General features: G+C 42.4%; 21 protein-coding genes. 7 read left to right on the top strand and 14 right to left on the bottom strand.

Annotation, left to right across the window (positions count from 1 at the left end):
* Nucleotides 1-45 precede the first annotated feature (45 nt).
* Both AC0KVP_RS08200 and AC0KVP_RS08195 read left to right on the top strand, forming a co-directional pair.
* Nucleotides 46-1,137: a 3-deoxy-7-phosphoheptulonate synthase gene (locus tag AC0KVP_RS08200; protein WP_010326598.1), complete on the top strand. Its 1,092-nt coding sequence runs from the start codon at nt 46-48 to the stop codon at nt 1,135-1,137.
* A 56-nt stretch (nt 1,138-1,193) separates the two neighbouring features.
* Nucleotides 1,194-1,718: a protein tyrosine phosphatase family protein gene (locus AC0KVP_RS08195; protein ID WP_005399562.1), complete on the top strand. Its 525-nt coding sequence runs from the start codon at nt 1,194-1,196 to the stop codon at nt 1,716-1,718.
* Here the strand turns inward: AC0KVP_RS08195 and ispF are convergent.
* Nucleotides 1,706-2,194, bottom strand: coding sequence for a 2-C-methyl-D-erythritol 2,4-cyclodiphosphate synthase (gene ispF, locus AC0KVP_RS08190; protein WP_473340235.1), 489 nt, complete (start codon nt 2,192-2,194; stop codon nt 1,706-1,708). The genes AC0KVP_RS08195 and ispF overlap by 13 nt on opposite strands.
* Nucleotides 2,195-2,295: 101 nt before the next feature.
* Here ispF and AC0KVP_RS08185 point away from each other — a divergent pair, with 101 nt between their 5' ends.
* The 3 genes from AC0KVP_RS08185 (at nt 2,296) to AC0KVP_RS08175 (ending at nt 4,178) form a co-directional block, all read left to right on the top strand.
* Nucleotides 2,296-2,946, top strand: coding sequence for an A1S_1983 family putative colistin resistance protein (locus AC0KVP_RS08185; RefSeq protein WP_473340233.1), 651 nt, complete (start codon nt 2,296-2,298; stop codon nt 2,944-2,946).
* Nucleotides 2,947-2,990: 44 nt separating this feature from the next.
* Nucleotides 2,991-3,473 carry a CinA family protein gene (locus tag AC0KVP_RS08180; RefSeq protein ID WP_473340231.1) on the top strand — a complete coding sequence of 161 codons (483 nt, stop codon included), beginning with the start codon at nt 2,991-2,993 and terminating at the stop codon, nt 3,471-3,473.
* Between the two features lie 78 nt (nt 3,474-3,551).
* Complete coding sequence (locus AC0KVP_RS08175) at nt 3,552-4,178, top strand: aminotransferase (protein WP_473340229.1); 627 nt, start codon at nt 3,552-3,554, stop codon at nt 4,176-4,178.
* Between the two features lie 360 nt (nt 4,179-4,538).
* Here AC0KVP_RS08175 and prpC read toward each other — a convergent pair whose 3' ends face one another.
* From prpC to AC0KVP_RS08145, 6 genes are all read right to left on the bottom strand, one after another.
* The gene (gene prpC, locus AC0KVP_RS08170) at nt 4,539-5,675 is read right to left on the bottom strand and encodes a bifunctional 2-methylcitrate synthase/citrate synthase (protein WP_473340226.1); all 1,137 of its coding nucleotides are present in this window, start codon (nt 5,673-5,675) and stop codon (nt 4,539-4,541) included.
* A 2-nt stretch (nt 5,676-5,677) separates the two neighbouring features.
* Nucleotides 5,678-6,562 (bottom strand): methylisocitrate lyase, encoded by an 885-nt coding sequence (prpB, locus tag AC0KVP_RS08165; protein ID WP_183175501.1) that lies wholly within the window; start codon nt 6,560-6,562, stop codon nt 5,678-5,680.
* A gap of 42 nt (nt 6,563-6,604) precedes the next feature.
* Complete coding sequence (locus tag AC0KVP_RS08160) at nt 6,605-8,236, bottom strand: long-chain-fatty-acid--CoA ligase (protein WP_473340224.1); 1,632 nt, start codon at nt 8,234-8,236, stop codon at nt 6,605-6,607.
* Nucleotides 8,237-8,946: 710 nt separating this feature from the next.
* Entirely contained in the window at nt 8,947-9,972 is a 1,026-nt protein-coding gene (locus AC0KVP_RS08155; RefSeq protein WP_473340220.1) for an AraC family transcriptional regulator, read from the bottom strand.
* A 205-nt stretch (nt 9,973-10,177) separates the two neighbouring features.
* The gene (locus AC0KVP_RS08150) at nt 10,178-12,013 is read right to left on the bottom strand and encodes a DUF1302 domain-containing protein (protein WP_473340217.1); all 1,836 of its coding nucleotides are present in this window, start codon (nt 12,011-12,013) and stop codon (nt 10,178-10,180) included.
* Nucleotides 12,014-12,304: 291 nt separating this feature from the next.
* Complete coding sequence (locus tag AC0KVP_RS08145; RefSeq protein WP_473340214.1) at nt 12,305-12,892, bottom strand: RBBP9/YdeN family alpha/beta hydrolase; 588 nt, start codon at nt 12,890-12,892, stop codon at nt 12,305-12,307.
* A 344-nt stretch (nt 12,893-13,236) separates the two neighbouring features.
* On the opposite strand from AC0KVP_RS08145, the gene AC0KVP_RS08140 reads away from it, so the two are divergent.
* Nucleotides 13,237-14,337, top strand: a complete 1,101-nt coding sequence (locus AC0KVP_RS08140; RefSeq protein WP_473340212.1) for an OmpW/AlkL family protein — start codon at nt 13,237-13,239, stop codon at nt 14,335-14,337.
* A gap of 321 nt (nt 14,338-14,658) precedes the next feature.
* The gene (locus AC0KVP_RS08135; RefSeq protein ID WP_473340210.1) at nt 14,659-15,675 is read left to right on the top strand and encodes an AraC family transcriptional regulator; all 1,017 of its coding nucleotides are present in this window, start codon (nt 14,659-14,661) and stop codon (nt 15,673-15,675) included.
* Nucleotides 15,676-15,840: 165 nt separating this feature from the next.
* Here the strand turns inward: AC0KVP_RS08135 and AC0KVP_RS08130 are convergent, their stop codons facing one another.
* From AC0KVP_RS08130 to AC0KVP_RS08100, 7 genes are all read right to left on the bottom strand, one after another.
* Nucleotides 15,841-16,869, bottom strand: coding sequence for a YeiH family protein (locus tag AC0KVP_RS08130; protein WP_473340208.1), 1,029 nt, complete (start codon nt 16,867-16,869; stop codon nt 15,841-15,843).
* Nucleotides 16,862-17,188, bottom strand: coding sequence for a Rieske (2Fe-2S) protein (locus AC0KVP_RS08125; protein ID WP_087014957.1), 327 nt, complete (start codon nt 17,186-17,188; stop codon nt 16,862-16,864). The genes AC0KVP_RS08130 and AC0KVP_RS08125 overlap by 8 nt, the downstream gene beginning before the upstream one ends.
* A complete protein-coding gene (locus AC0KVP_RS08120; protein ID WP_473340206.1) occupies nt 17,185-17,841 on the bottom strand; it encodes a DsbA family oxidoreductase in 657 nt (218 codons plus the stop codon). The genes AC0KVP_RS08125 and AC0KVP_RS08120 overlap by 4 nt, the downstream gene beginning before the upstream one ends.
* Nucleotides 17,838-19,178, bottom strand: a complete 1,341-nt coding sequence (locus AC0KVP_RS08115) for an MFS transporter (RefSeq protein ID WP_473340203.1) — start codon at nt 19,176-19,178, stop codon at nt 17,838-17,840. The genes AC0KVP_RS08120 and AC0KVP_RS08115 overlap by 4 nt, the downstream gene beginning before the upstream one ends.
* Before the next feature lie 150 nt (nt 19,179-19,328).
* A complete protein-coding gene (locus AC0KVP_RS08110) occupies nt 19,329-20,432 on the bottom strand; it encodes a beta-keto acid cleavage family enzyme (protein WP_473340200.1) in 1,104 nt (367 codons plus the stop codon).
* A gap of 60 nt (nt 20,433-20,492) precedes the next feature.
* The gene (locus tag AC0KVP_RS08105; RefSeq protein ID WP_473340197.1) at nt 20,493-21,341 is read right to left on the bottom strand and encodes a TauD/TfdA dioxygenase family protein; all 849 of its coding nucleotides are present in this window, start codon (nt 21,339-21,341) and stop codon (nt 20,493-20,495) included.
* A gap of 24 nt (nt 21,342-21,365) precedes the next feature.
* A complete protein-coding gene (locus AC0KVP_RS08100) occupies nt 21,366-22,352 on the bottom strand; it encodes a quinone oxidoreductase family protein (protein WP_473340193.1) in 987 nt (328 codons plus the stop codon).
* Nucleotides 22,353-22,744: the final 392 nt, after the last annotated feature.

The following is a 22,744-nucleotide window of genomic DNA, read 5'->3' as shown; positions in this document are numbered from 1 at the left end:
ATTCAGCTTATAAAGCAACTTAATACGATCGAACCAGTGACGGCAATGAATACTCTACAGTCAAACTCTATTACCCAAAACGACATCGATGACGTGAATTTACAAAGCATTCATCCGCTAGTTACCCCAGCGGAATTAAAAACTGAATTGCCTCTCACTGAGTCTGCATATCAAACTGTACTTCACGGTCGTGAAACGATTCGCAATATTTTAGATGGTAAAGACAAACGCATTTTTGTGGTGATTGGCCCATGTTCAATTCATGACCCTGTCGCTGCTCACGAATATGCAGACCGTTTAAAAGTTTTAAGCGATAAAATTAAAGACTCAATCTATATCGTAATGCGTGTTTATTTTGAAAAACCACGTACCACTGTGGGTTGGAAAGGTCTGATCAATGACCCTGACATGAATGACTCATTCAATATTGAAAAAGGTTTACGCATTGGCCGTAAACTTTTGGTTGAGTTAAATGAAAAAGGCTTACCGTGCGCGACCGAAGCCCTCGATCCAAACTCGCCACAGTACTATCAAGACTTAATCTCTTGGTCAGCGATTGGCGCACGTACCACTGAAAGCCAAACACACCGTGAAATGTCTTCTGGTCTTTCTTCACCAGTCGGTTTCAAAAATGGTACAGATGGTGGTTTAACTGTTGCAACCAATGCCATGCAGTCGGTGAAACATGGTCACCACTTCTTGGGCTTAAACAACCAAGGCCAAGTTTCTGTGATTCGTACTTCGGGTAACCCGTATGCACACGTGGTACTTCGTGGTGGTAATGGCAAGCCAAACTACGACGCTGGTTCTGTAGCAGAAGCAGAAGCAGCATTGGCTAAAGCGAAAGTCAGCACCAAAATCATGATTGACACCAGTCATGCAAACTCAAACAAAGACCCGTTCCTTCAACCGCTTGTTCTGAAAAATATTACCGAACAAATTATTGATGGAAATAAATCTATTATCGGCATCATGGTTGAAAGTCACCTGAAAGGCGGTCGTCAGGAAATTCCTGAAAACCTATGCGATCTTGAATACGGCAAGTCAGTAACCGATGGTTGTATTGACTGGGATACCACAGAAAAGGTATTACTAGAGATGCACGAAGCACTCAAAGACGTTTTACCGAACCGTTAAGTTTTTAAAACGCCATCTTCGGATGGCGTTTTTCATTCTAAGATTAAGAAATAATTATGAACGCTATTGAAACACACTTAAGCCAAACACTTAACTTTCAATTTATCCACGAGCATTTGTTTACTTCTGGACAACCGACTGCTGAGCAATTACAGCAAATTAAAGAGTATGGCGTAAACACAGTCATCAATCTTGCGCTCAGTAATAGCAATAACTATTTAGCGAATGAAGATCAAATCTGTTTAGAGCTCGGTTTGAACTATATACATGTGCCGATTTCATGGGATACACCCTCTGATGATCAGTGCTTATTGGTCTTAGATATGATTGATCATTTGGTGCAAGAACAAACCATTTGGGTCCATTGTTCAGAAAATTATCGCGTCAGTAGTTTGATGTATTTATATCGTCAATATTATATGAATATCGATATGCCAACCGCACATGAAGCCATGCATCAAATTTGGGAACCGAATGACACTTGGACAGGTTTGGCGCATGCTGTTGCCTTACAACTTCAAGGTCGTAAAGCAACACAAGAATTAAAGCTGGCTATGATCAATCCTGATCATTTTGCATGAGAAATCAGCACTGTTGCTGTAGATAAAATACCTTCCTGACGACCCGTAAAGCCCAGTTTTTCCGTGGTCGTTGCTTTAATGCTTATCTGCGTGATTTCAACATCAAGAACGTCTGCAATGCTTTGGCGCATCGCTAAATTATGCGGTGCCAACTTCGGACGTTCACATGCCACAGTAATGTCTGCATTATTTAACTGATAACCACGATCTAATATGAGTTGATAGATATGTTTGAGTAATACACGACTGTCTGCCCCTTTAAAGCGAGGATCGGTATCGGGAAAATGCTGACCAATATCCCCTAAAGCCAACGCACCCAATAATGCATCTGTTAAAGCATGCAAAACCACATCACCATCTGAATGTGCTTTTAAGCCGTGTGTATGTGGAATTTGAATACCTGCCAGTGTGACAAATTCACCCTCTTCAAAAGCATGTACATCAAGTCCCTGTCCAATTCGAATATGTGCAACCATGCTCAGTTTCCTTTAAGAAATAAATGATTGAAATCTTGTATTCACGCTTTCTCTTTCGCTATAGTTACAAGCAGCGCAACATAGTGAAAGTATAAGCGATCATGCTGTTGAAAACCGACATAAAACTTATGAAAAAATTTAGTATTTTAGTGTGTCTAAGTTGTCTTTGTACCAGCTTTAGTTATGCTCAAGTCATTGACTGTGATGATCCGACTTCATCTAGCCTTAAAAAGATCTGTAGCGATCAATTTAAAGACATTCGACAAAAATTAGACACGCAATCCATGACTGCTTTTTTAATCAGTGATGCGCCTCAGCGTTTATTGGTCGATACCCATCAGCTATGGTTAAACCGCCTACAGCAATGTAAATCCTTAGCATGCTATCAGCAGCAGATGGATTTTAGAATTGATGATCTCAACTTCTATACATCGTTAAATCAAAGTTTGACGCAACACTATTTAAAGTTTGAACATGGGACCATTGCCAAGCAACCTGTGCACCTACAAGTTCATCAGCTATCCAAAGATAAAATTAAGATCGAAGGTATTGCATATCGTAGCCCCAATAACCGCATAGAAACCCAAACCATTTCATTTTTGGCCTACACTACACCCGATCAAAAGCAAAACATTACGGATAATGAAAACAACTGTCACTACCAGTTTAACTTTCAAAAAGCCATTCTTTCTGTAAAAAGTGAAAGTAAAGCATGTAATCGTTTTGTCGGTGTGTACCGTGTTTATGACTAAGCTGTCAAACAAATCAAAATAATGGACATCGGGAGGCTAAAGTCGTGCAAGTACTCAAGCAATGCTGCAACCTCCTAGAACAGAAAAAATTGACCATTGCCTTTATCGAAAGTGCCAGTTCAGGTTATCTATCCAGTCAGTTTTCGATTTATAAACATAGCGGAGCAGACATTTTGTTGGGCGGACTGGTCAGTTATGACCCCAGTATCAAATGTGAAATTTTAAAGATTGATCCTGCACTTATTCAGCAATATACAGCGGAGTCGATTGAAGTCACTGAAGCTATGGCGCTTCAAGGTCATCGACTGTTTCGTCACGCCGATATTATTGTCTCGTGTACAGGGCTGCTCAAACCTGGTGGAAGTGCCACACCTGAGAAACCTGAAGGCACCTTTTATATTGCTATTCATTATCAAAACACTTTAAGCACTTACCATTATTTACTACTGGGCAGTGCGCTCGAGCGACTTGATCAACTTACGAATAACGTAGCTCAAATGGTCATTCAACGTGTTCAAAATGCTTAAATTTTTACACTAAATTTGATTTTTCTACATTTAGAACCCTTAAACTGAACCATAATCAATAAAAATGTGAAGCTCTTTATGATAATGAAAATAATCCATCCTCTACTTTTCAGCACCTTATTTTTTTCAAGCCACAGTTTTGCAACTGTAGGTGGACCACAAAATATTGAAGTTTTAGGACTCGACCAAGCTGATCAAAAAATTTATGTGATGCGACATTATTTAGATGGTCGTGGTCGTTTGCCACAATTGTATTATTATCAACTTAACAGCAAAACACCCTCCAAACTGATTGAAGTAAAATCTTTATATATCAATCCAAAAACTCAAAAAATTGACTATGATCAAGACAGTCAAAAGTTTGACCGTGACATTGCAAAAATAAAAAAACGACTCAAAGCTTTAACGCCGATTCCACCCAAGCAGGTTAAAATTCAAGTCATCAGTAAAAAGACTTCAAAAGAACCCTCTTGGTATGACCCTAAAGTCTCCATCCCGAAGTTTAGTTATCAATATCAAGTGAAATACAGCAATTTGAAAAGTCCAATTCACAAGGCAGTGGACTATAAAAATGGGCTGCACATTTCGCAAAGCTATAAAGTTCCTAATCAACAAAAAGCACTGGTGACTGTTCAATATCTCGGGATTCCTTTTGAAACAGGTTATAACATTGAAGATCCTGTTTTATTGATGCCTAAAAAATAAAACCTCAGAAGAGGTAATGCCAGTCAGTGAAGAAGTTGCCTGGCTTTTTATTTTTTAAATTCATAATGTTATTCGATACACGGAAACGTCATCCGCAACTGTTCGAAGCAAGACTATTTTAAAAAAGTAAGGTTTCTGCGATTAATTAATCAATAAAAGGGATTTGGCGAGTTTTGCGGATGACAAATGCTTTTGATTACTTTGGGCTAATCCAAAGTAATAGATGAGCTCCAAGTATATGATTTAAAAATATAAGACTCCGTCGTGCATAACTAAAAAGCTAAGGGCTTTATTTCAAAAACCCTTAACTGACTGGCATTACTCCGAAGAGGCTTTTTTATAATGTATCAGAACTTCATATTAAGCCGCTGAACGCTCCTCAATCGGCACCACTTTACGCAATTCAGGCCCCGTATATTCCGCACTTGGGCGAATGATACGGTTGTCCGCACGTTGTTCCATCACATGCGCCGCCCAACCTGTGACACGGCTCATCACGAAGATTGGTGTGAATAATTTGGTCGCGATGTCCATGAAGTGGTATGCCGATGCATGGAAGAAATCTGCGTTACAGAATAATTTCTTCTCGCGCCACATCACTTCTTCACAACGTACAGAAACTGGATAAAGAACCGTGTCACCGACATCTTTGGCTAAGCGCTCTGACCAAATTTTAATGATGCCATTACGTGGGTCATTGTCTTTGTAGATTGCATGTCCAAAGCCCATGATCTTTTCTTTACGTTCCAGTTTACCCAACATTTCACGTTCAGCTTCTTCAGGTGACGTCCAGTTTTCAATCATTTCCATCGCTGCTTCGTTTGCTCCACCGTGTAATGGGCCACGTAGTGAACCAATTGCACCGGTGATGCATGAATGCATATCGGATAAGGTTGATGCGCATACGCGTGCGGTGAAGGTCGATGCGTTGAATTCATGCTCTGCATAGAGGATCAGTGATACATTCATCACTTGCTCATGCAGTTCATTTGGTTTTTCGCCACGCAGCAGGTGTAGGAATTGAGCACCGATTGAATCGTCATCGGTATTTTCTTCAATGCGTACGCCATCATGGCTAAAGCGGTACCAGTAGCAAATGATTGCTGGAAGCGTTGCGAGAATGCGGTCTGCAACATCTTGCTGTTCTGCAAAAGATTGTTCTGTTTCTAGGTTGCCCAGCATTGATACGCCCGTACGCATCACATCCATTGGGTGTGAGTCTGCTGGGATACGCTCAAGTACTTCTTTAAGTGCTTGTGGCAGTTGGCGCAGTGATTTAAGTTTAGCTTTGTAAGCGGTGAGCTGTTCTGCTGTGGGTAGTTCACCAAAGAAGATCAGGTAAGCCACTTCTTCAAACTGGCAGTTTTCAGCGAGGTCTTGAACATCATAACCACGATAAGTTAAGCCTGCTCCGCTTTTGCCCACGGTTGAGAGTGCTGTCTTTCCTGCGACTTGTCCGCGCAATCCTGCGCCTGTGAGGACTTTTCCTTCAGCCATTTTTAATTCTCCTGTTTAAACAGCTTGTCTAATGTGTTTTCAAAGGTGTGGTAATCGAGAAATTCGTAGAGTTCTTTGCGCTGTTGCATTTTGTCGAGGACGTTGACTTGGGTGCCGTCATTGCGAATGGCATGCATGACTTCCAGTGCTGCCTTTTGCATGGCACGGGTCGGTGACAGTGGATACAGCACCATCGAGATGCCTTGTTCTGCCAGTTGTTCTTTGGTGTAGTATGGAGTATCGCCAAATTCGGTGATGTTCGCCAATACTGGGACACCGACTGCATCACAGACGGTTTTGTACATGGTAATGTCAGTCATTGCTTCGGCAAAAATCGCATCAGCACCGGCTTCTACACAAGCACAGGCACGGTCAATCACCGCTTGTAGGCCTTCTTTTTGTAGAGCATCGGTACGTGCCATCACCACAAAATTTGCATCGGTTTTAGCATCGACTGCAGCTTTGACGCGATCGACCATTTCTTGTTGGGTGACGATTTCTTTGTTTGGGCGGTGGCCACAGCGCTTTTGGGCCACTTGGTCTTCGATGTGCACTGCGGCTGCGCCTGCGGCAATCATTTGTTTAACGCTACGCGCAATGTTAAATGCCCCACCCCAACCGGTGTCGATATCGACCAGTAACGGGGTGTCTACGCGTTCGGTAATGCGGCGTACATCTTCCAAAACATTATCCAGACTGGTCATGCCTAAGTCAGGCAATCCATAAGAGTAGTTGGCTACACCAGCACCCGAAAGGTAGATGGCCTTGTAGCCCACCTGTTTCGCCATCATTGCTGCATAAGCATTGACAGTACCGATAATTTGTAATGGTTTTTCCACTTCCAGTGCTTGTCTAAATCTTAAGCCTGCAGATCTTTGTTCTGTCATCGTCCTTTCCTTGAAGCGTTTTGAATGAATGTGAAGTGCTGTTTATTGCACTGCAAGTAAAATTGAGCCATAGGTTGCTCGTAAATCTTTTTTCAGGACTTTGCCTGTACCGCCAACAGGTATGCTATCGACAAAAACCACGCGATCAGGGATTTGCCATTTCGCAATTTTGCCCGTGTAATAATCTAAAAGTTCAGCTTCAGACACCTGACTGACTGCTGCCTTTTTAGCGATGAGAATAGGTCGTTCATCCCATTTTGGATGGGTCGCAGCAATGACTGCCACCATGTCGATTTCAGGATGCGCGATGGCAATATTTTCCAGCTCAACAGAGGAAATCCACTCTCCGCCTGATTTGATCAAGTCTTTAGAACGGTCACTAATGACCATATAGCCATCTGAATCAATCGTTGCCATATCACCCGTATCGAACCAGCCATCTGCGGTGAGTGCATTGCTAAATTGATCGAAATAAGACTCTACAATCCAGTGCCCTTTAATTTGCAAATGTCCTGTAGTTTGTCCATCCGTAGCCAATTCGGTACCACACTTTTCAGCGTCACAAATTCGAATGCTGACCCCAAATGGTGGGCGACCTTGTGCGTAACGTAAGCTCGATTGCGCCGTGTCATCCAACTGCAAATGTTTGGCCTTGAGTTGATTCACTACACCCAAAGGACTGGTTTCCGTCATGCCCCATGCATGAATGGTTTCACACTGAAAATCATCTTTAAATGTTTTCAGCATTGACGGTGGGCAAGCCGCGCCACCGACGACATTACATTTTAAGCTGACGAGTTTGCTGCCAGATTGCTTCGCTGCTGTAAGCAAACCTTGCCAAATGGTTGGTACACCTAAAGCTGTCGTCACTTTGTATTGATCAATCAGTTGAACCAAACTTGCTCCATCTAACATCGGCCCCGGTAGTACCATACTGCAACCCACCATGGCCGCTGCATAAGGCGTGCCCCATGCGTTAACATGGAACATAGGAACAACAGGCAAAATACAATCTTGCGCAGAAAAATTAAATGAATCGGGCAAGCAGGTGGCATAGCTATGCAAAATACTTGAACGATGGCTGTATAAAACCCCTTTAGGATTCCCAGTCGTACCCGAGGTATAACACAGTGAACTGGCTTTAGTTTCATCCAGTTCAGGCCACTCAAAATGTTCACTTTGCTGTGCGATTAACTCATCATAAAACAGCACTTCAGGTAAGGCTTTTTGAATGTCTTCATCATAAGCATCGAGGCAGATAAAATGCTCTACATAGGGAATGGATGGTTTAATTGACAACACTAAATTTAGAAACGTTTTATCAAAAATCAGTGCCTTATCATTCGCATCATTGATAATATAACTGAGCTGCTCAGGAAAAAGTCGTGGGTTAATGGTGTGGCAAACCAACCCACTGCCTGATATGCCGTACCATGTTTCTAAGTGACGATGATTATTCCATGCAATGGTGGCCACACGGTCGCTGACCGCAAAACCAAACGACTGCAATACATTGGCAAAGCGCTTTGAGTTTTTGGCAATTTGTCCCCAGTCTGTATGCAGCATCGACCCATCAGTATTTTTGGAGATAATGGCTGTATCTGCATGATAACGAGCGGCATGTTCAATCAGGCTGCTAATCAACAAAGGTTGAAACATCATATTTCCAATCATCAGAAACTTCCTTTTTTCAAATCTTTTTAGACTTATTGTTTAAGATCCGCATATGATCGGTCTTGGTCATTTGTTTTTTAAAATACTGTCTTTTTCTATCTTCATTTTGTCATTTGGTTGCGTTATTTAGTCATTTGGTCACTTATGCACAAAAAATTTAAATCATCTAATTTATTGTTTTAATTCATTATTTATACAAATATTTAATATTATAAAAAGTGATAATTAACTCAAAGCGAAGATGTGGGACATGCACCTGATTTCATATGATTTTTTAAAACTTGAATGAAAAAATATGCTGAGTAAGGTCAGGCTTTAAAAAGAAAACTGTAAAAATATAGAAAAGACGAGGCGGAAAATTGTTGTGACTACTATTACTGTCCTGAAGTTTAATTTATTAAACTTTGGATACACGAGTGTGGCAAGGATGCTACACGTTACCCATCAGAACAGGGACGTTATGTATGGGTAACAAAGGCTTTTGCTTACTTTTGGCCTATCAAATTAAGGTACTGCCTACACAAGCGTCTTTTCAGCTTTGATTGAAAAGTTAAGGCAATAGACGTAAATGACTTTACCAAAATTATGGAAAAACAGTGCTACGATTAATTTTTTAATAGGGTAAATAAGCTGGATCGAATGATTTTAAACACTGATCAAATGACAAAGATATGGTTTGAGATATACAGGCTGAGTTTTATCTGCACACTTTAAGCATGCAGATTCATACGTCTCCAATGCCCAGGCGTGATGCCATACCAACGCTTAAATGCGCGGGTAAAATTAGCTTGGTCGTCATAACCCACTTGATTGGCCACTTCAATAATCATAAGTTTTTTGTTTTTGAGTAACTCCGCTGCAATTTTCTTGCGTGTGGCTTCAAGCAAGGCTTCAAAGCTAGTCTGATGTTTATTTAAATAACGGTACAAAGTAAAACGGTGAATCGAAAAATATTCAGCCACACGCTCGATATTACAACTTCGGTGCGGCAATAATTCCTCGATAATTTTACAAATCTGACCAATCAGATCGACACAATCATGGCTTTGCAGTTCAGACAAATGCTGACGTAGAAATTGATCCAACTGACAGTCATGCCCTGCTCTTTTTTGATCCAGTTGTTCCTGCGGAAATAAAATTTCGTGCTGTGACTGACTAAACCACACAGGACAGCCAAATGCTTTTTCGTACAGATGCGCACACTTCGGCTTCGGATAAGAAATGCGCACCAATGCTGGACGCCAAGATTTCCCCAAAATCAGCTCGATAATAGACACCATCGCAACCAAATAAGCGGTTTGATATTGTTCTTTCCCGGGAATGTCACCATCGATATGCATACAAATACGTGCATAGCCATCATCTTCTTTCAAATCTAACTTTTGCCCTCTGTACCACATACTGCCGTATTGAAATAAGCTCTGCATGGCATCCCGCATGGTTGCGGCATTCAGCACCAGAAAACGTAATGGCCCAATATTTGAAAATTGTGCTTTTTTTCCAATCACTAAACCCAAATGATCACAGTCCGTTAATGCTTCAACGGCTTGAAAAATACTACCCTGTGTTTGTAGAGAAATGGGCAATAAATTGTTTTTTAAGTCTTCGCGCTGAATCCCAAAATGTTCAAATACGGTACGTGCATCGAAACTGTGTTCTTCTAAATAGTTGGCAATCAGGTTCAAAATACCAATGGGATTGGACTGTGGTTGTCGTGTTAAATCGATGCTTTGCATAGTTCCCTCTATATATATTGATATATTCAGCACATGGCTGCCTGATATCCCTCTTCATTTTGAATATTTAATACTTCAAACATGCTTTCAAAATTCTAATTGCATTGCATTTCAATCCAGTGCAAATGTAACGAAATCATGGTCTGTTTCGACCATGATTCAAATGAACAGGCGATACATTTGGCTAGCAAAACGCGAAGTTAATTTAAAAATTCATTTTGAACGCGAGCGAGGCAAAATCTCGGTCATCAATAGTACTGAAATCATTTGAACCAAAGAAACTGGTATAGGCCATTTCTGCGATATATCGTTGGCGGTATGTCGCAGACACCGCTGCGGCAACACTCATTTGACCTTGCTGAAAGTTTTGGCTAAAGCCATCGACATCATGACGGAATAGCACGCTCGGGGTAATCACAGTTGCAGGCAGTAAATCTGTGTAAGTTAAAGCGCCGCGTAAACGGTATCCGTATGACCATTCCGTAAAAAAGCCTTCGGTATTACAAAAGCGTTCATTTAAACGGTCAATTTCATCATTGGACAGATGTGCCGTTCCATAAGGCGTACATTGGTTTGCTTTTGTTTCTGGATCATAAGCACCCGATGACAACTCGCTACGACCAAAAGCACCGACACGACCAAAACGGTGATTGCCAATATCTCCAATATGATTCACTGCCAATTCGGCAGCCCAAGTAAAAGTATTGGCTCCGAGGACATTCGCTAGACTATTACCTGCACCGAGTGAAAACTGTGTTACAGGCGCACGTGCATAACCTTGCAAATATTGCCCAAACTTTGCCGATGTTCCTACATCTGTCAGCGGGGTATTTTTGTCTAAGACTTGTGCATAGACAATATCTGTCCCATTAAACTGCAAAGGCTGATTGGGTTTATGAGTTAACTCACTAAACACTGATGTTATACCGATTTTGCCTGCCAAGCTGAGTCCATACATTTTGATGTCTTCAGGATAGATCGAAAAAAACTGTGCAGTACTAAAGTTTGCCGGCCCTGCCGCAGTGACGGCCGTCCCGTCAAAATTCGCGGTTCGATTATGATAATTTGCAAAATACAGCCCGAGCTCAGCATTGTTTAACTTGGGCAACGTTTGCTTTAAGGAAAAACCATACTGTCCGCTGTCTTTGGCATAACGACTTTCACTACGCGGAATATAAGATTTGGCATCTAAAGCGGTATCGGTAAGTTTATCGCCCGGCATCACGGTAATGACGATCGGCCCACAGTTTTCTGGCACAAAGTCTGAAATTGCAAAGAATGTCCCACAGCCATCGACCACAGACGGTCTAAACTTAAACTGATAGAAACCTTCAAATTTTAAATGTTCATTGATTCCAGCTTCAAAGGAAAACATTTCGGTTGGGATCACGCGTTCTCTTGCATCACCTCCAGGACGATTCATCGCAGCATAATCCAAAGCACTGACACTATTGAGTCCATTTTGGAAGAACTGTGATTTTCCCCACTGCAAGGTATGTTTGCCCAGTTTAATATTGGCACTTTGCCCATTATCTAAAGCAAAGTTTTTCCAAACATAGGCATCCCACAGGTCAATGCCTTTAAATTTCGCCAGTCGGGGCCATGCCGAATCATCAAAAGCTTTTAAATCGCCTTCACCTGTTTCATAAGCATGGTCATACCAATACTTTGCGCTGATCACTGCTCCCTGCTGTTTTCCTTTTAAGTTCAGCTCGGTAAAGCCTTTCACCACTTGTGAAATCACATCGCCTTTATTAAAGTTGACGTGCCCATCATCACCATTAACATCGATACTGGAACCCTCTTTTCCAATATGGTTTGCATCGGGTTTATACACCAGTGAACGAGACGCCTCTTGGGTACTCCAGTTTGTCCCAAAGCTAAGTGCGGTTTTGGTTTCAAACTTCCATTCATCGTTTAATTCAAAACTCGCTGCTGAAACTTCCGAGATTACCAAAGCAAGGCTTAAACAAAGAACCGTTTTTTTCATCAATGAAATATGATGATTTTGTCTGTTTAAAGACACAAATTGACCGACCATATCATCTCCATATCGATATGATTTATTTTTAAATACTGTGTTTTATTTCCATACAAACGCTGAAGATTTCTGGCGCTTACACCGTCATCTTTCACAAGGAATGTTTCTTTAAACTCAACATTTTCTCTCCACATCTCTATTTATTCTGTAAAGCCATCCTTTGGCTCGGGATTTAAATTAACTGTTTTAAAATGTTCAAATTTGTCTTTTAGTCATACAAATTAGTCATTAGGTCATTTGCATGGATTGATTTTTTGAGATTGAAATTCAAAGCTGAAATCTGTATCTCGACTATGAAACTTGCTCTATGGACAAAGCATCCAACTGTAAGATCAAGTGTTCCGCCTGCGGCCAATCGCCAAAACCCGCTGCTGGGTTCAAATGCCCTACAGCACCCGCATTGACCAACTGACTGCCCCATGTCTCTGCCATCGCTTCAACGGCTTGATATTGCGCTAAATGGTCATTGGTACTCGCCACCACAATGCTTGGAAATGGCAGTTTTTGAGTCGGTAATGGGCTCCAGCCTTCGTTTTTAAGAATCTCAGGACTTGGATAATGCTCAGGCCAGCTTTCCGCCAAGTCAGGTGGTGTAACCAGCAATGCCCCTTGAATATCATGCTGATACAACGCAGCCCAATGCACAGTCATCAACACGCCCGCGCTATGAGCCACCAAAATAACCGGCCCTTCGATTTTTTTCAGCTCTGCTTCAATGCGTGCAATGCGGTTTGCACAATTCAATTTATCTGTTTCTGCTGGCGGGACGGAGCGAACTTTTATGAGCTTCGACTCAAGCAAAGTTTGCCAATGTGCAGCAACGTGATCGCGCAAACCCGGAATAATGAGAACCGTTGCCTGTGTAAATATTTTTTCCATGGATACACCTATTTAAGCCTGATGCTTTTTAATCAATGCGATGCATTGTTGTATCCAACATAGAGGGATGGTCACCAATTCGATATACATGGGACGACAATGGCTTATCATTTGATGACAAATCATCAAATCTATAACATTTTAGAATATGCTCAATAAATAATTTAAATATTTGATTTTAATAATATAAGTGAAGCTTTTAGTTTGATTTATGCAACACATTTCATGTTTTTCTTCAAATTTTGCCGATTGCTTAAAAAAATAACTGACTCAATAATACGCTTGCGTTTCAGAAAGGATCCGCTGAAACCATAAAAAAAATAGCAAATGAAAAGGAAATTAAAATGAGTCAAATCTGTAAAATAGTCGTGCCTTTTGCATGCCTATTGTCAGTAAATTTTGCTTATGCGGATTCTACAAACTTTAAACGCTGGGCCGTCAGTGCAGGTTGGATGCATGTCATGCCTCAGGGGAAAGCCAATTCCACCCATGTCACAACCGCAGTTGAAGAAGGCGGCAGTTATGGTGTTGGATCTTTATATGGGACTGATCTTGCCAAATATGCAATCAACAGCAAAGAGCTGACAGGAATGGGCAAAATCATGTTTGATGCCTTTGTCAGAAATAGTCAGAAAGATCCAAACTATAAAGTGCCTGATGGTTTTATGAATGGTGCGAGAGCTGATATCACGGGTATTTCAGACTATACAGCCGAAGGTGGTATGGAAATTGATGATACTGACACACTGGGTTTGACTTTAAGCTATTTTGTTAATGACAATGTCTCTTTAGAGTTGGTGGGTGGTATTCCTCCTAAAGTCGACGTAAAAGGTGTGGGTGAAATTCGTGCAACGGCTTTATCCACGTCGAATTCATCTCACCTACCTGCACATACACCACCCACCTATTTTGATGGTTTAGAGCTGCTCAAAGACACTTTAATTACAGACCTTGGCGCGCATGGCACGGTGGCTGAAGTAACTGCATGGACACCTGCGGTGACAGCAAAATATCACTTCGGCACTTCGGATAAAAATAAATTCCGCCCATTTGTAGGCGCGGGCGTGGTGTATGGACATTTCAATAAATTAAAGCTCAATGGCGGTGTCGAAAATGATCTCATCCAAGCGGGCTACATGATTGATAATATTTTGAATGGTCGCGCAGGCGAAGCCCTACATGGCGGCAAAGGCAGCTCTACAGCGACACCTGAGGTGAAAGTCAAAACCAGTGATGCCTTTGCACCTGTGTTAACGGCGGGCTTTACCTATGACTTTACCGACCGTTGGTTTAGTACAGGTTCACTCAGCTATATGCCTAACTTTAATAATGTCGCAACTGTGACTGTCACTGACACATCTACGGGCCGACAATTAATTAAGTCCACCACCAAGATTGATCTCGATCCATTAGTGACTTATGTCGGGGTTGGCTATCGCTTCTAAGTGGTAGAAAATACTGAACACCTCAAATGCAACATCAAACTCAGATTTTTAGCCGCTCAGGCAGGTATTTTGCCCACCCAAAGCAATCTCTGAAAATACTCTCGTTTGAGACTTAAGTTATCGCATTTTATTTAAAGGCTAATTCTTATTCGATATAGGAATTAGTCATTTTTAAATCTGAACTGTTTCTTGATAAAATAAAGCCTATTTTAATCAAAAATCCGCACTACTTAAGTGCAGAAACTGATACTTTTATAGTACTGGATATTGCTTAAAAATAAATTCAGTCAGGACGACTGAAGTAAAAATAGGGAGCTTAAAGTGATTCCACTTGCCCATACAGCTGTGCTCAAAAATTATTTGAATGTTAGCCAACAATTCAACTTCAATCCTTATTATTTGCTTTCTAATGCAGGGCTTAATCCTGCGCAGCTCAATGACCCGAAACAACGTATCCCTGTCGACAAAGCCATCGCGCTGTTAGAACAATCTGCTGAAATAAGCGGCTGTGAAGTATTCGGACTGCTTATGGCGGAACAACGCCAAATTGCCGACTTTGGTGAATTGAGCCTACTGTTAAGTTATCAGCACACTTTGCGAGATGCACTACAAACCATTGTTATGTATAGAAACTTCATTAACAATGCGCTTGAGATGTATATCGAAGAAGCTGGGAATACGGTGATTATTCATTTGGAAGTTGTTGGCGCATCAACCGAATACAGCCGCCAAGCCATCGAATTGGCTTTGGGTGTGACTCATCGTTTTTGTGCCATGTTGCTTTCGCAAAAGTGGCGTCCTCTGGGTGTACATTTCACCCATAGCGCACCACAAAACTTGGCTATTCATCAGCGTGTTTTTGGTTGTGCTTTGGAGTTCGGTAGCGAATTTAATGGCATTGTTTGTACTGTAGCAGAGCTAGATAAAGCCAATCCACAAGCCAACACTGCCATGGCAGATCATGCGAAGCGCTATCTTGATATTGATCTGCTGCAAAATGAAAATGAATCCTCTATCATTTTCGATATTCGAAAAAGTATTTATCTTCTTTTACCTATGGGGCGTGCCACGATTGATCAAGTGGCAAATCTACATGGAATCAATGTCCGGACCTTACAGCGCAGATTAGAAGCATCTCAAACCAGTTTTAGTATTTTAACCAACGATGTGCGTCGGGCTTTAGTCTTCCGCTATCTGCAAAATATGAACTATTCTTTGGGGCAAGTCTCAGACATTTTGGGCTATTCCATGCCAAGTTCTTTCACCCGTTGGTTTATTGGTCAGTTTGGCGTTTCACCCCTAGTTTGGAGAAATGACCATAAGGGCTCTACGCATTAATAAGCGCGTGAAATAGATCTACTTCAAATTAAAGCTGATTCATCCTATTTGAATGAATCAGCTTTAATCATTTAAAAGTCCGTGTAATACATAGCATTTTGCCAGTCAGTGCGTTGATCACTGACTGGCAAATAACATACCGCTTAGCTCAATGTTGTAACGTCATTAGAACATCCAATGCATCAGTAAAAGTACCAAAACCACAAGGAAAATACTCTCTCCCACCATCAATAAGATCGGTTTGATACCCACTGTCGCGAGTTCTTTAAACTGTGTTTTCATGCCCAACGCACTGATGGAAATAATCAAACACCAACGCGATAGCTCATTCATACCACCTTGAACCACCATAGGTACCCAGCCAGTACTGTTTACACAGGCTAAAATTAAAAAACCAACAGCAAACCATGGTAATAGTGGCGGACGCGGCCCCCTAGACTCTACGCCTTGCATACGTGTAATCATGGCTGCGCAAATAATCACAGGCAATAACATCGCTACACGCATCAGTTTGACCACTGTTGCGGTATCGCCAGTTTCAGTCGACATGCTATAGCCCGCACCGACCACCTGAGCAACATCATGAATGGTTGCGCCCAAGAATACTCCGGCTTCAGTCGGTGACAAGGCCAACCATTCTGCAATCATCGGATACACAATCATGGCAATGGTCGACAGCGCCGAAACGCCAATCACCGTAAATAATGTCGCCTTTTCTTTTTGTGGATGGTTCGGTAAAGCAACCGATAAAGCCAGTGCAGCCGAAGCGCCACAAATGGCTGTTGCACCACCCGTCAGCATACCAAACAGTTTTTGAAAGCCTATTAACTTGGCAACAACGATTGAGACTGAAATCGTGACAATAATTAAGGTGATCACGAGTGCAATAGGCTGCCAACCCAGTGCGGTGATTTGCGCTAAAGTGATCCGCATTCCGAGCAGTGCAATGCCGATACGCATTACCGTTCGTGCGGTGAACTCAATGCCTGCTTTACAACGGCCTTCAACCGACAAAAAACTCAACCCCATACCCAGTAATAAGGCAAACAACATGACAGGAGCACCATAGTGTTCCGATAAAAAACTTGCTGCTGCCGCTGCCACCAAGCTGATACTAAAACCAGGTGCCAAGGCTTGAACTTTTTGACGAATATTGTCTGCATAGCTGAGGCTAAATTGGCTTGAACTATTCATACTGTTCTCCGCTATCTAGCATGATCAACACCTGATCACCAACCTTCTGTACAGGATAAGATGCAACACGGAGTTTCGTGGAATTGAGTAGATAGCCACTGGCCAAGTCAAAACGCAGCCCGTGCGCACAACATTGGATGACTTTTCCTTCTAACTTGCCGCCACATAAGGACGCACCTTGGTGTGGGCAACTGTCATCAATGGCATAGAGCTGATGCGCAACGTTAAACAAAGCCAATGTCTTATCACCAACTTGCAAGAAGCAGCGTTCACCTAAAGCAGGGACTTTGGTTTGAGGGACTTCAAAATGTGTTGTCATGCTATTTCTCTCCGTTCGACCAGAGCATCGAGCATGGCTTGATAAAGTTCATCCGCAGGACGGGCACCGACCATGGCAAAGCTACGATCAAAAACAAAATACGGCACGCCTTTCCCGCCCGTATCACCATTAAAAAATGGCATATGCGGTTTCTGTAAAAGTGCATCAATCAGCTCTTCAGAAAAACCACAATAAGTGGCAATTTTACGCAACACCTCAGTGTCACTAATATTTTCTGAATGATGAAAATAGGCTGAATATAGCCCTTCGAGCAGTCGATCACTCTGGGCTGCATCACATATTTTGTTTGCATTTGCATAAAAACTATGTGCTTTGGCTGTATTTGGCATACGTGGAATACGCTCAAAGTCGAGATCAATTGAAACCGCTTTAGCCGCCTCACGAACTTGTGCTTGGCGCATGCGGACAGCAGTCATACTGCCCAGTCTTTGTAAATAAAATGCATTAAAAGGAAGGCCATCTACAGGGATATGTGGCAAAAGCTGCACGCCCCTCCACTGAAGTTTCACAATGACATCGGGATGGCTGTATCGTAATTTTTCTATTGCGACCTGTAACTGACGTTTCCCGATCATGCACCACGGGCAAATAAAATCAAAAAAAACTTCAATATTGATTTCACGAGTCATCACTTATCATCCGTATCTAATGCTGGGTTGTGTTGAATATTCAGCGGTATTGCCTGCGCATTAAAACGGGCAACATCGCGTACATAATGTTGTTTTGCATAGAAAAATACCGCCGCAGCTGCAATGCTCATCAGCGGCATCAGTTGAAACGCACTATGTAGTCCAATCAGATCTGAAACTTTGCCGACCACTAAAGGCCCCAAAGCTAGACCGAGGAAATTGTTGGCTAAGGTTAATGTTGCAAAAGCGGTACTATGAACCGAGTTATGTGTGAGGTTTGCGACCATAGCGCTTGATGGGCCATTGGTACCTAGTGCAATAAACATCCCAAGGCAGATCATGAGTAACTGTGCATTACCCGCAGGCATAGCAAATGCAATGGATAACAACACACAGCCAATCAAACAAAATGCGCTGGCTAAAGTCACTTTGCGAACGGGACGATCTCGACCTAGGCGGTCACACAACATGCCGCAAAGAATGGTGCCAACTGCACTACTGAGTACGATAAGGGCTGCAATTAACCCAGCTTTATCGGTGCTCATACCGTAGTAACGGTTGAGATAACTCGGGAACCAAACGATCACCGTTCCACCCACAAACAACTGCAAACCACTGCCAATATAAGTCGCAATGACTGAGCGGCTAGAATAAATAGAACGTAATGGATTGGTCGATTTATCGTGTTTTTGTTCTGCGCGAAGTTGACGGCAAGTCTTGCCAATTTTTGTTTCTTTCACAATGACTGGATATAAAAAGGCCAGAATCAGCCCAAATACAGCCATGCCTGCAAATGCCCAGCGCCAACCGAAATGCTCGGCCATCACACCACCCAGCGCCATGCCTAGAAATGACCCGAACACGCCACCCGCCATAAAAGCACTGGCTAAAGTGGCACGCATATCGCGAGGGAAAACCGCAACCACGACTGCAATACCGACGCTGCCATACGCTGCTTCACCCACGCCCACCATAAAACGAGCCATGAACATTTGTTCATAGTTTTCCGCAACGGCGCAGCCTAAAGTGGCCAAACTCCATAGCACAGCCATGAGAGTTAAGCTTTTCACCTTGCCAAATCGGTCTGCCAAAATGGATAAAGGCAACGTTAATAAGCCCACCATTAAAGCCACAATGCCACTGAGTAAACCCAGCTGGCTATCGCTTAGCGTCCATTCACTTTTGATCAAAGGAAAGACCGCATTGAGCACTTGGCGTGACATATAGTCAGAAATGAGCAAGCCAAAAGTTAAAGCAAAAACCAACCACGCATACTTACGTGGTACGTCAATCGATGTATCTAAACCATCTGTAGAACTTGCATATTGATGCGCACCCATACGACCTCCTTGTGTTTCTTATACGTTCTAATTCTCATTCTTCATAAAAATTGCACTTGATCCGCAGCACAATCATCTTTGTGACTCAGTCCGAGTCAACATTCCATTTGACTCGGCTTATGTTCATTTACTTGTTTTAATCGTGACTTGTTAACCGACTTTACGATTCATTTCATATGAGTTTTGCTCAGATGTCACTTCATGAATACGTTGCGGAACACCTTTTTGGCCCACTTTACGGTTCGGCGCCATACCATTTGCCAGCAAGGTTTCTTCAATACTGTTGTACTGCACACCAATACGGTAGATCTCACGCGCTTCTTTGCCAGTCGCCACTTCACGACCCAATTCATGGGCAATACGAACAGTTTGTTCAATTTGCTGCACTGAACCAAAACGCTCACCGCGGTGATCAATAATCGTATCTTCATTCCCCACGCGTGCATGCAAACCCATGGCCATCGACATGGTGTTGAACGGCAATACATTTTTCAGTAATGACTCTGAGGTTAAGGTGCAGCCGTCTGGAACACGGTGAATAAAGTTAAAGAAGTTAAATGGATTTGGACCATCAAAACCGCCACCAATACCAATCCACGTCAGGTTCAGCGGCCCCATGTATAAGCCTTTACGCACCATGCGCTCTAAGGTTTCAAGACCATGCATACCAGTTAGCTGAAAGTGTGGCTGAATGCCATTTTGAGTGAGACGCTTTAAGTGTTCAGTCAACCATGCAGGTCCTGCGGGTACTGTCATTTCTGCATAAGCTTCTTGAATTGCAGGATGCTCAAGTGACGTGCCTTTTAAGTACTCTGGGTACAACAGCTCCATAATATTCATTTGCGTGGTGTTGACTGCAACCGTCACCTGATCAGGTTTTGGAGTCAGTTCTGCCAACATATGACGGGTATCATCACTGAGCCAAAGCGCAGCTTCACCTTCGCTTTCAGGTGAAAATGAAATTGAACCACCGACCTGAATAATCATATCAGGCACAGCTTCACGCACGCCTGCGATTAGCTCATTGAACTTAGACAAACGCTTTGAGCCTTTGCCATCCAGTTCACGTACATGCAAGTGCAGTACAGTTGCACCCGCTTCATAGCACTCCACTGCTTTTTGAATTTGCTCGTCCATCGTGACAGGGATGTCTTCTGGAAAATCTTCTGGCATCCACTCTGGGCCATAAGGCGCAACCGTAATAACCACTTTATCCATATTTTCTGGGTGCAAAGAATCGTCAAAGAATTGCATGTGCATCTCCCTTTATAGTGTTCAAATTGTGAATTTAATTAAATGTTTTAATGTTCAGACTTAGTAAGTCTGGTCGCCAATAATGCCTGCACGTTCCATTTTGCGATGGCATGCAGGATAGTCCATCACGGCATAATGCTGTGTGCTACGGTTATCCCAAATAGCAATGCTGTTAGGCTTCCAGCGCCAACGAACTTGGTATTCTGGAATTGAAGCTTGTGAAATGAGGTAGCGTAGTAAATCAGCTGCGCCTGGATTGGCATCTTGCCCAAAACGAACGCGCTCTTTGGTGTGGTAATTGGTAAAATGAGTGGTAAATGCATTCACATACAGGATTTTTTCACCTGTTTCTGGGTGAGTACGTACCACGGGATGTTCGGCATCTGGGAACTGCGCTTTCAATGCTAAACGCTTTTCAATTGGCATTGCTGCACCAAAGCTCGCTTCGATACTATGACGTGCACGTAAACCCTCAATTTTAGCTTTGATCTCTTCAGGTAAGTTTTCATAAGCCAAAATCATATTGGTCCACATGGTGTCTCCACCGACCTGTGGCGCTTCGACACAACGTAATACGCAACCCATTGGGGGAATTTCACGCCAGCTGGCATCGCTATGCCACGCATTTTCATAACGATCGATCGGACTATCTGGGCTTTTATAAATTTGCACCAAACCCGGATGATCTGGATGACTCCCTACCGCAGGATGGTCTTCCAACTGCCCAAAACGCTCTGCAAATGCCACATGTTCAGCTCGAGTTAAATCTTGATCTCGAAAAAACAACACTCGATGCTTAAGAAGGTTCGAGCGAATTTCACTAAATAAATCTTGATCGTGAATCGCATCTGCCAAATTTATGCCGCTGAGCTCTGCGCCAATATTGCAGCTTAATTGTTCAATTTGCATAAGAAATCCTTTCTAATAACAAACTTAAATAACGAAAATAGATGAACCTGTTGTTTTACGTGCCTCTAAATCACGGTGTGCTTGTACGGCATCTTTAAGTTCATAACGTTGATTAATTTCAATTTTGATTCGACCACTGGCGACATGGTCAAATAGCTCATTGGCCAAAGCTTGCTTTTCAGCAGGGTCAGCAATGTAATCGGCCAATGCTGGGCGAGTGATATAAAGCGAGCCTTTCATGGCAAGCAACACTGGATTGAAATCTGGAATCGGCCCTGATGCCGTACCCACGCATACCATTAAACCGCGACGCTTTAACGAATCTAATGACGATATAAAGGTGTCTTTGCCCACACTATCAAACACCACATTGACACCGATGCCATGCGTTAATTCGCGCACACGCTCAGCTACATTTTCATGGCTATAGTTAATGACATGGTCACAACCATAAGCTTTTGCAATCGCCGCTTTTTCGTCAGATGACGTTGTACCAATCACGGTTAAACCCAGCAACTTCGCCCACTGTGAAACGATTAAGCCCACACCACCTGCCGCGGCATGTAATAAGATCGTGTCACCTTTTTTAAAATCATAAATACGACGCATGAGATAGGCAGACGTCAAACCACGCATGGTCATGGCAGCCGCAGTTTCACATGAGATGCCTTCAGGAAGTTTGATCAGGACATTTGCGTCAATTAATCGTGATGTGCTGTAAGCACCCAAGGTATTTAAAAAGCCGGTATAAGTGACACGGTCGCCCACTTGAAAGTCGGCAACCCCCTCACCTACGGCCTCAATCACACCAGAAGCCTCTACGCCCATGCCATTTGGCAGTGGAATTTGGTAGGTACCGTCACGGAAATAAGTGTCAGCATAATTTAGCCCTACTGCCACATGACGTAGAAGAACTTGCCCTGCGGCTGGCTTTCCTACTTCGATATCTTCGTAGCGCATTACTTCAGGAACACCCGATCCATAGAATCGTATTGCTTTATTCGACGTCATTTTTCTATCCATGCTATATTTTTATTCAGTGATTAACCACACATCAAAACTACAACACTCAATAGAGCAACACTTTACATAAGACGACATTCACTTAGCATTTTACGACATCGCTATGTAGCTAGACTATCCAACCAGCTTAAGACCTTTTACACATAAATAATTTAAAATCAATTACTTTTGTTATAACCATTATTTATTTAAATACTTATATGGTTACATTTGAAATGAATGCTTTGTAGAAAAAATTTATTAACTCATGCTGCACTTTAAAGTATCCAGCAGCTTACCGAATTTGAGCAACGGCAAGTCACCACTAAACTCCGCCTGTCTTTTTATTTTAAAGATATTCTTAGATCTCAATAGTAAAAATAGAGATACGAATGAGATGA

It is taken from the genome of Acinetobacter sp. DL27, from assembly GCF_055810995.1.
The sequence above is the reverse complement of the archived record's forward strand: the minus strand, read 5'-3'. Positions and strand labels throughout refer to the sequence as shown.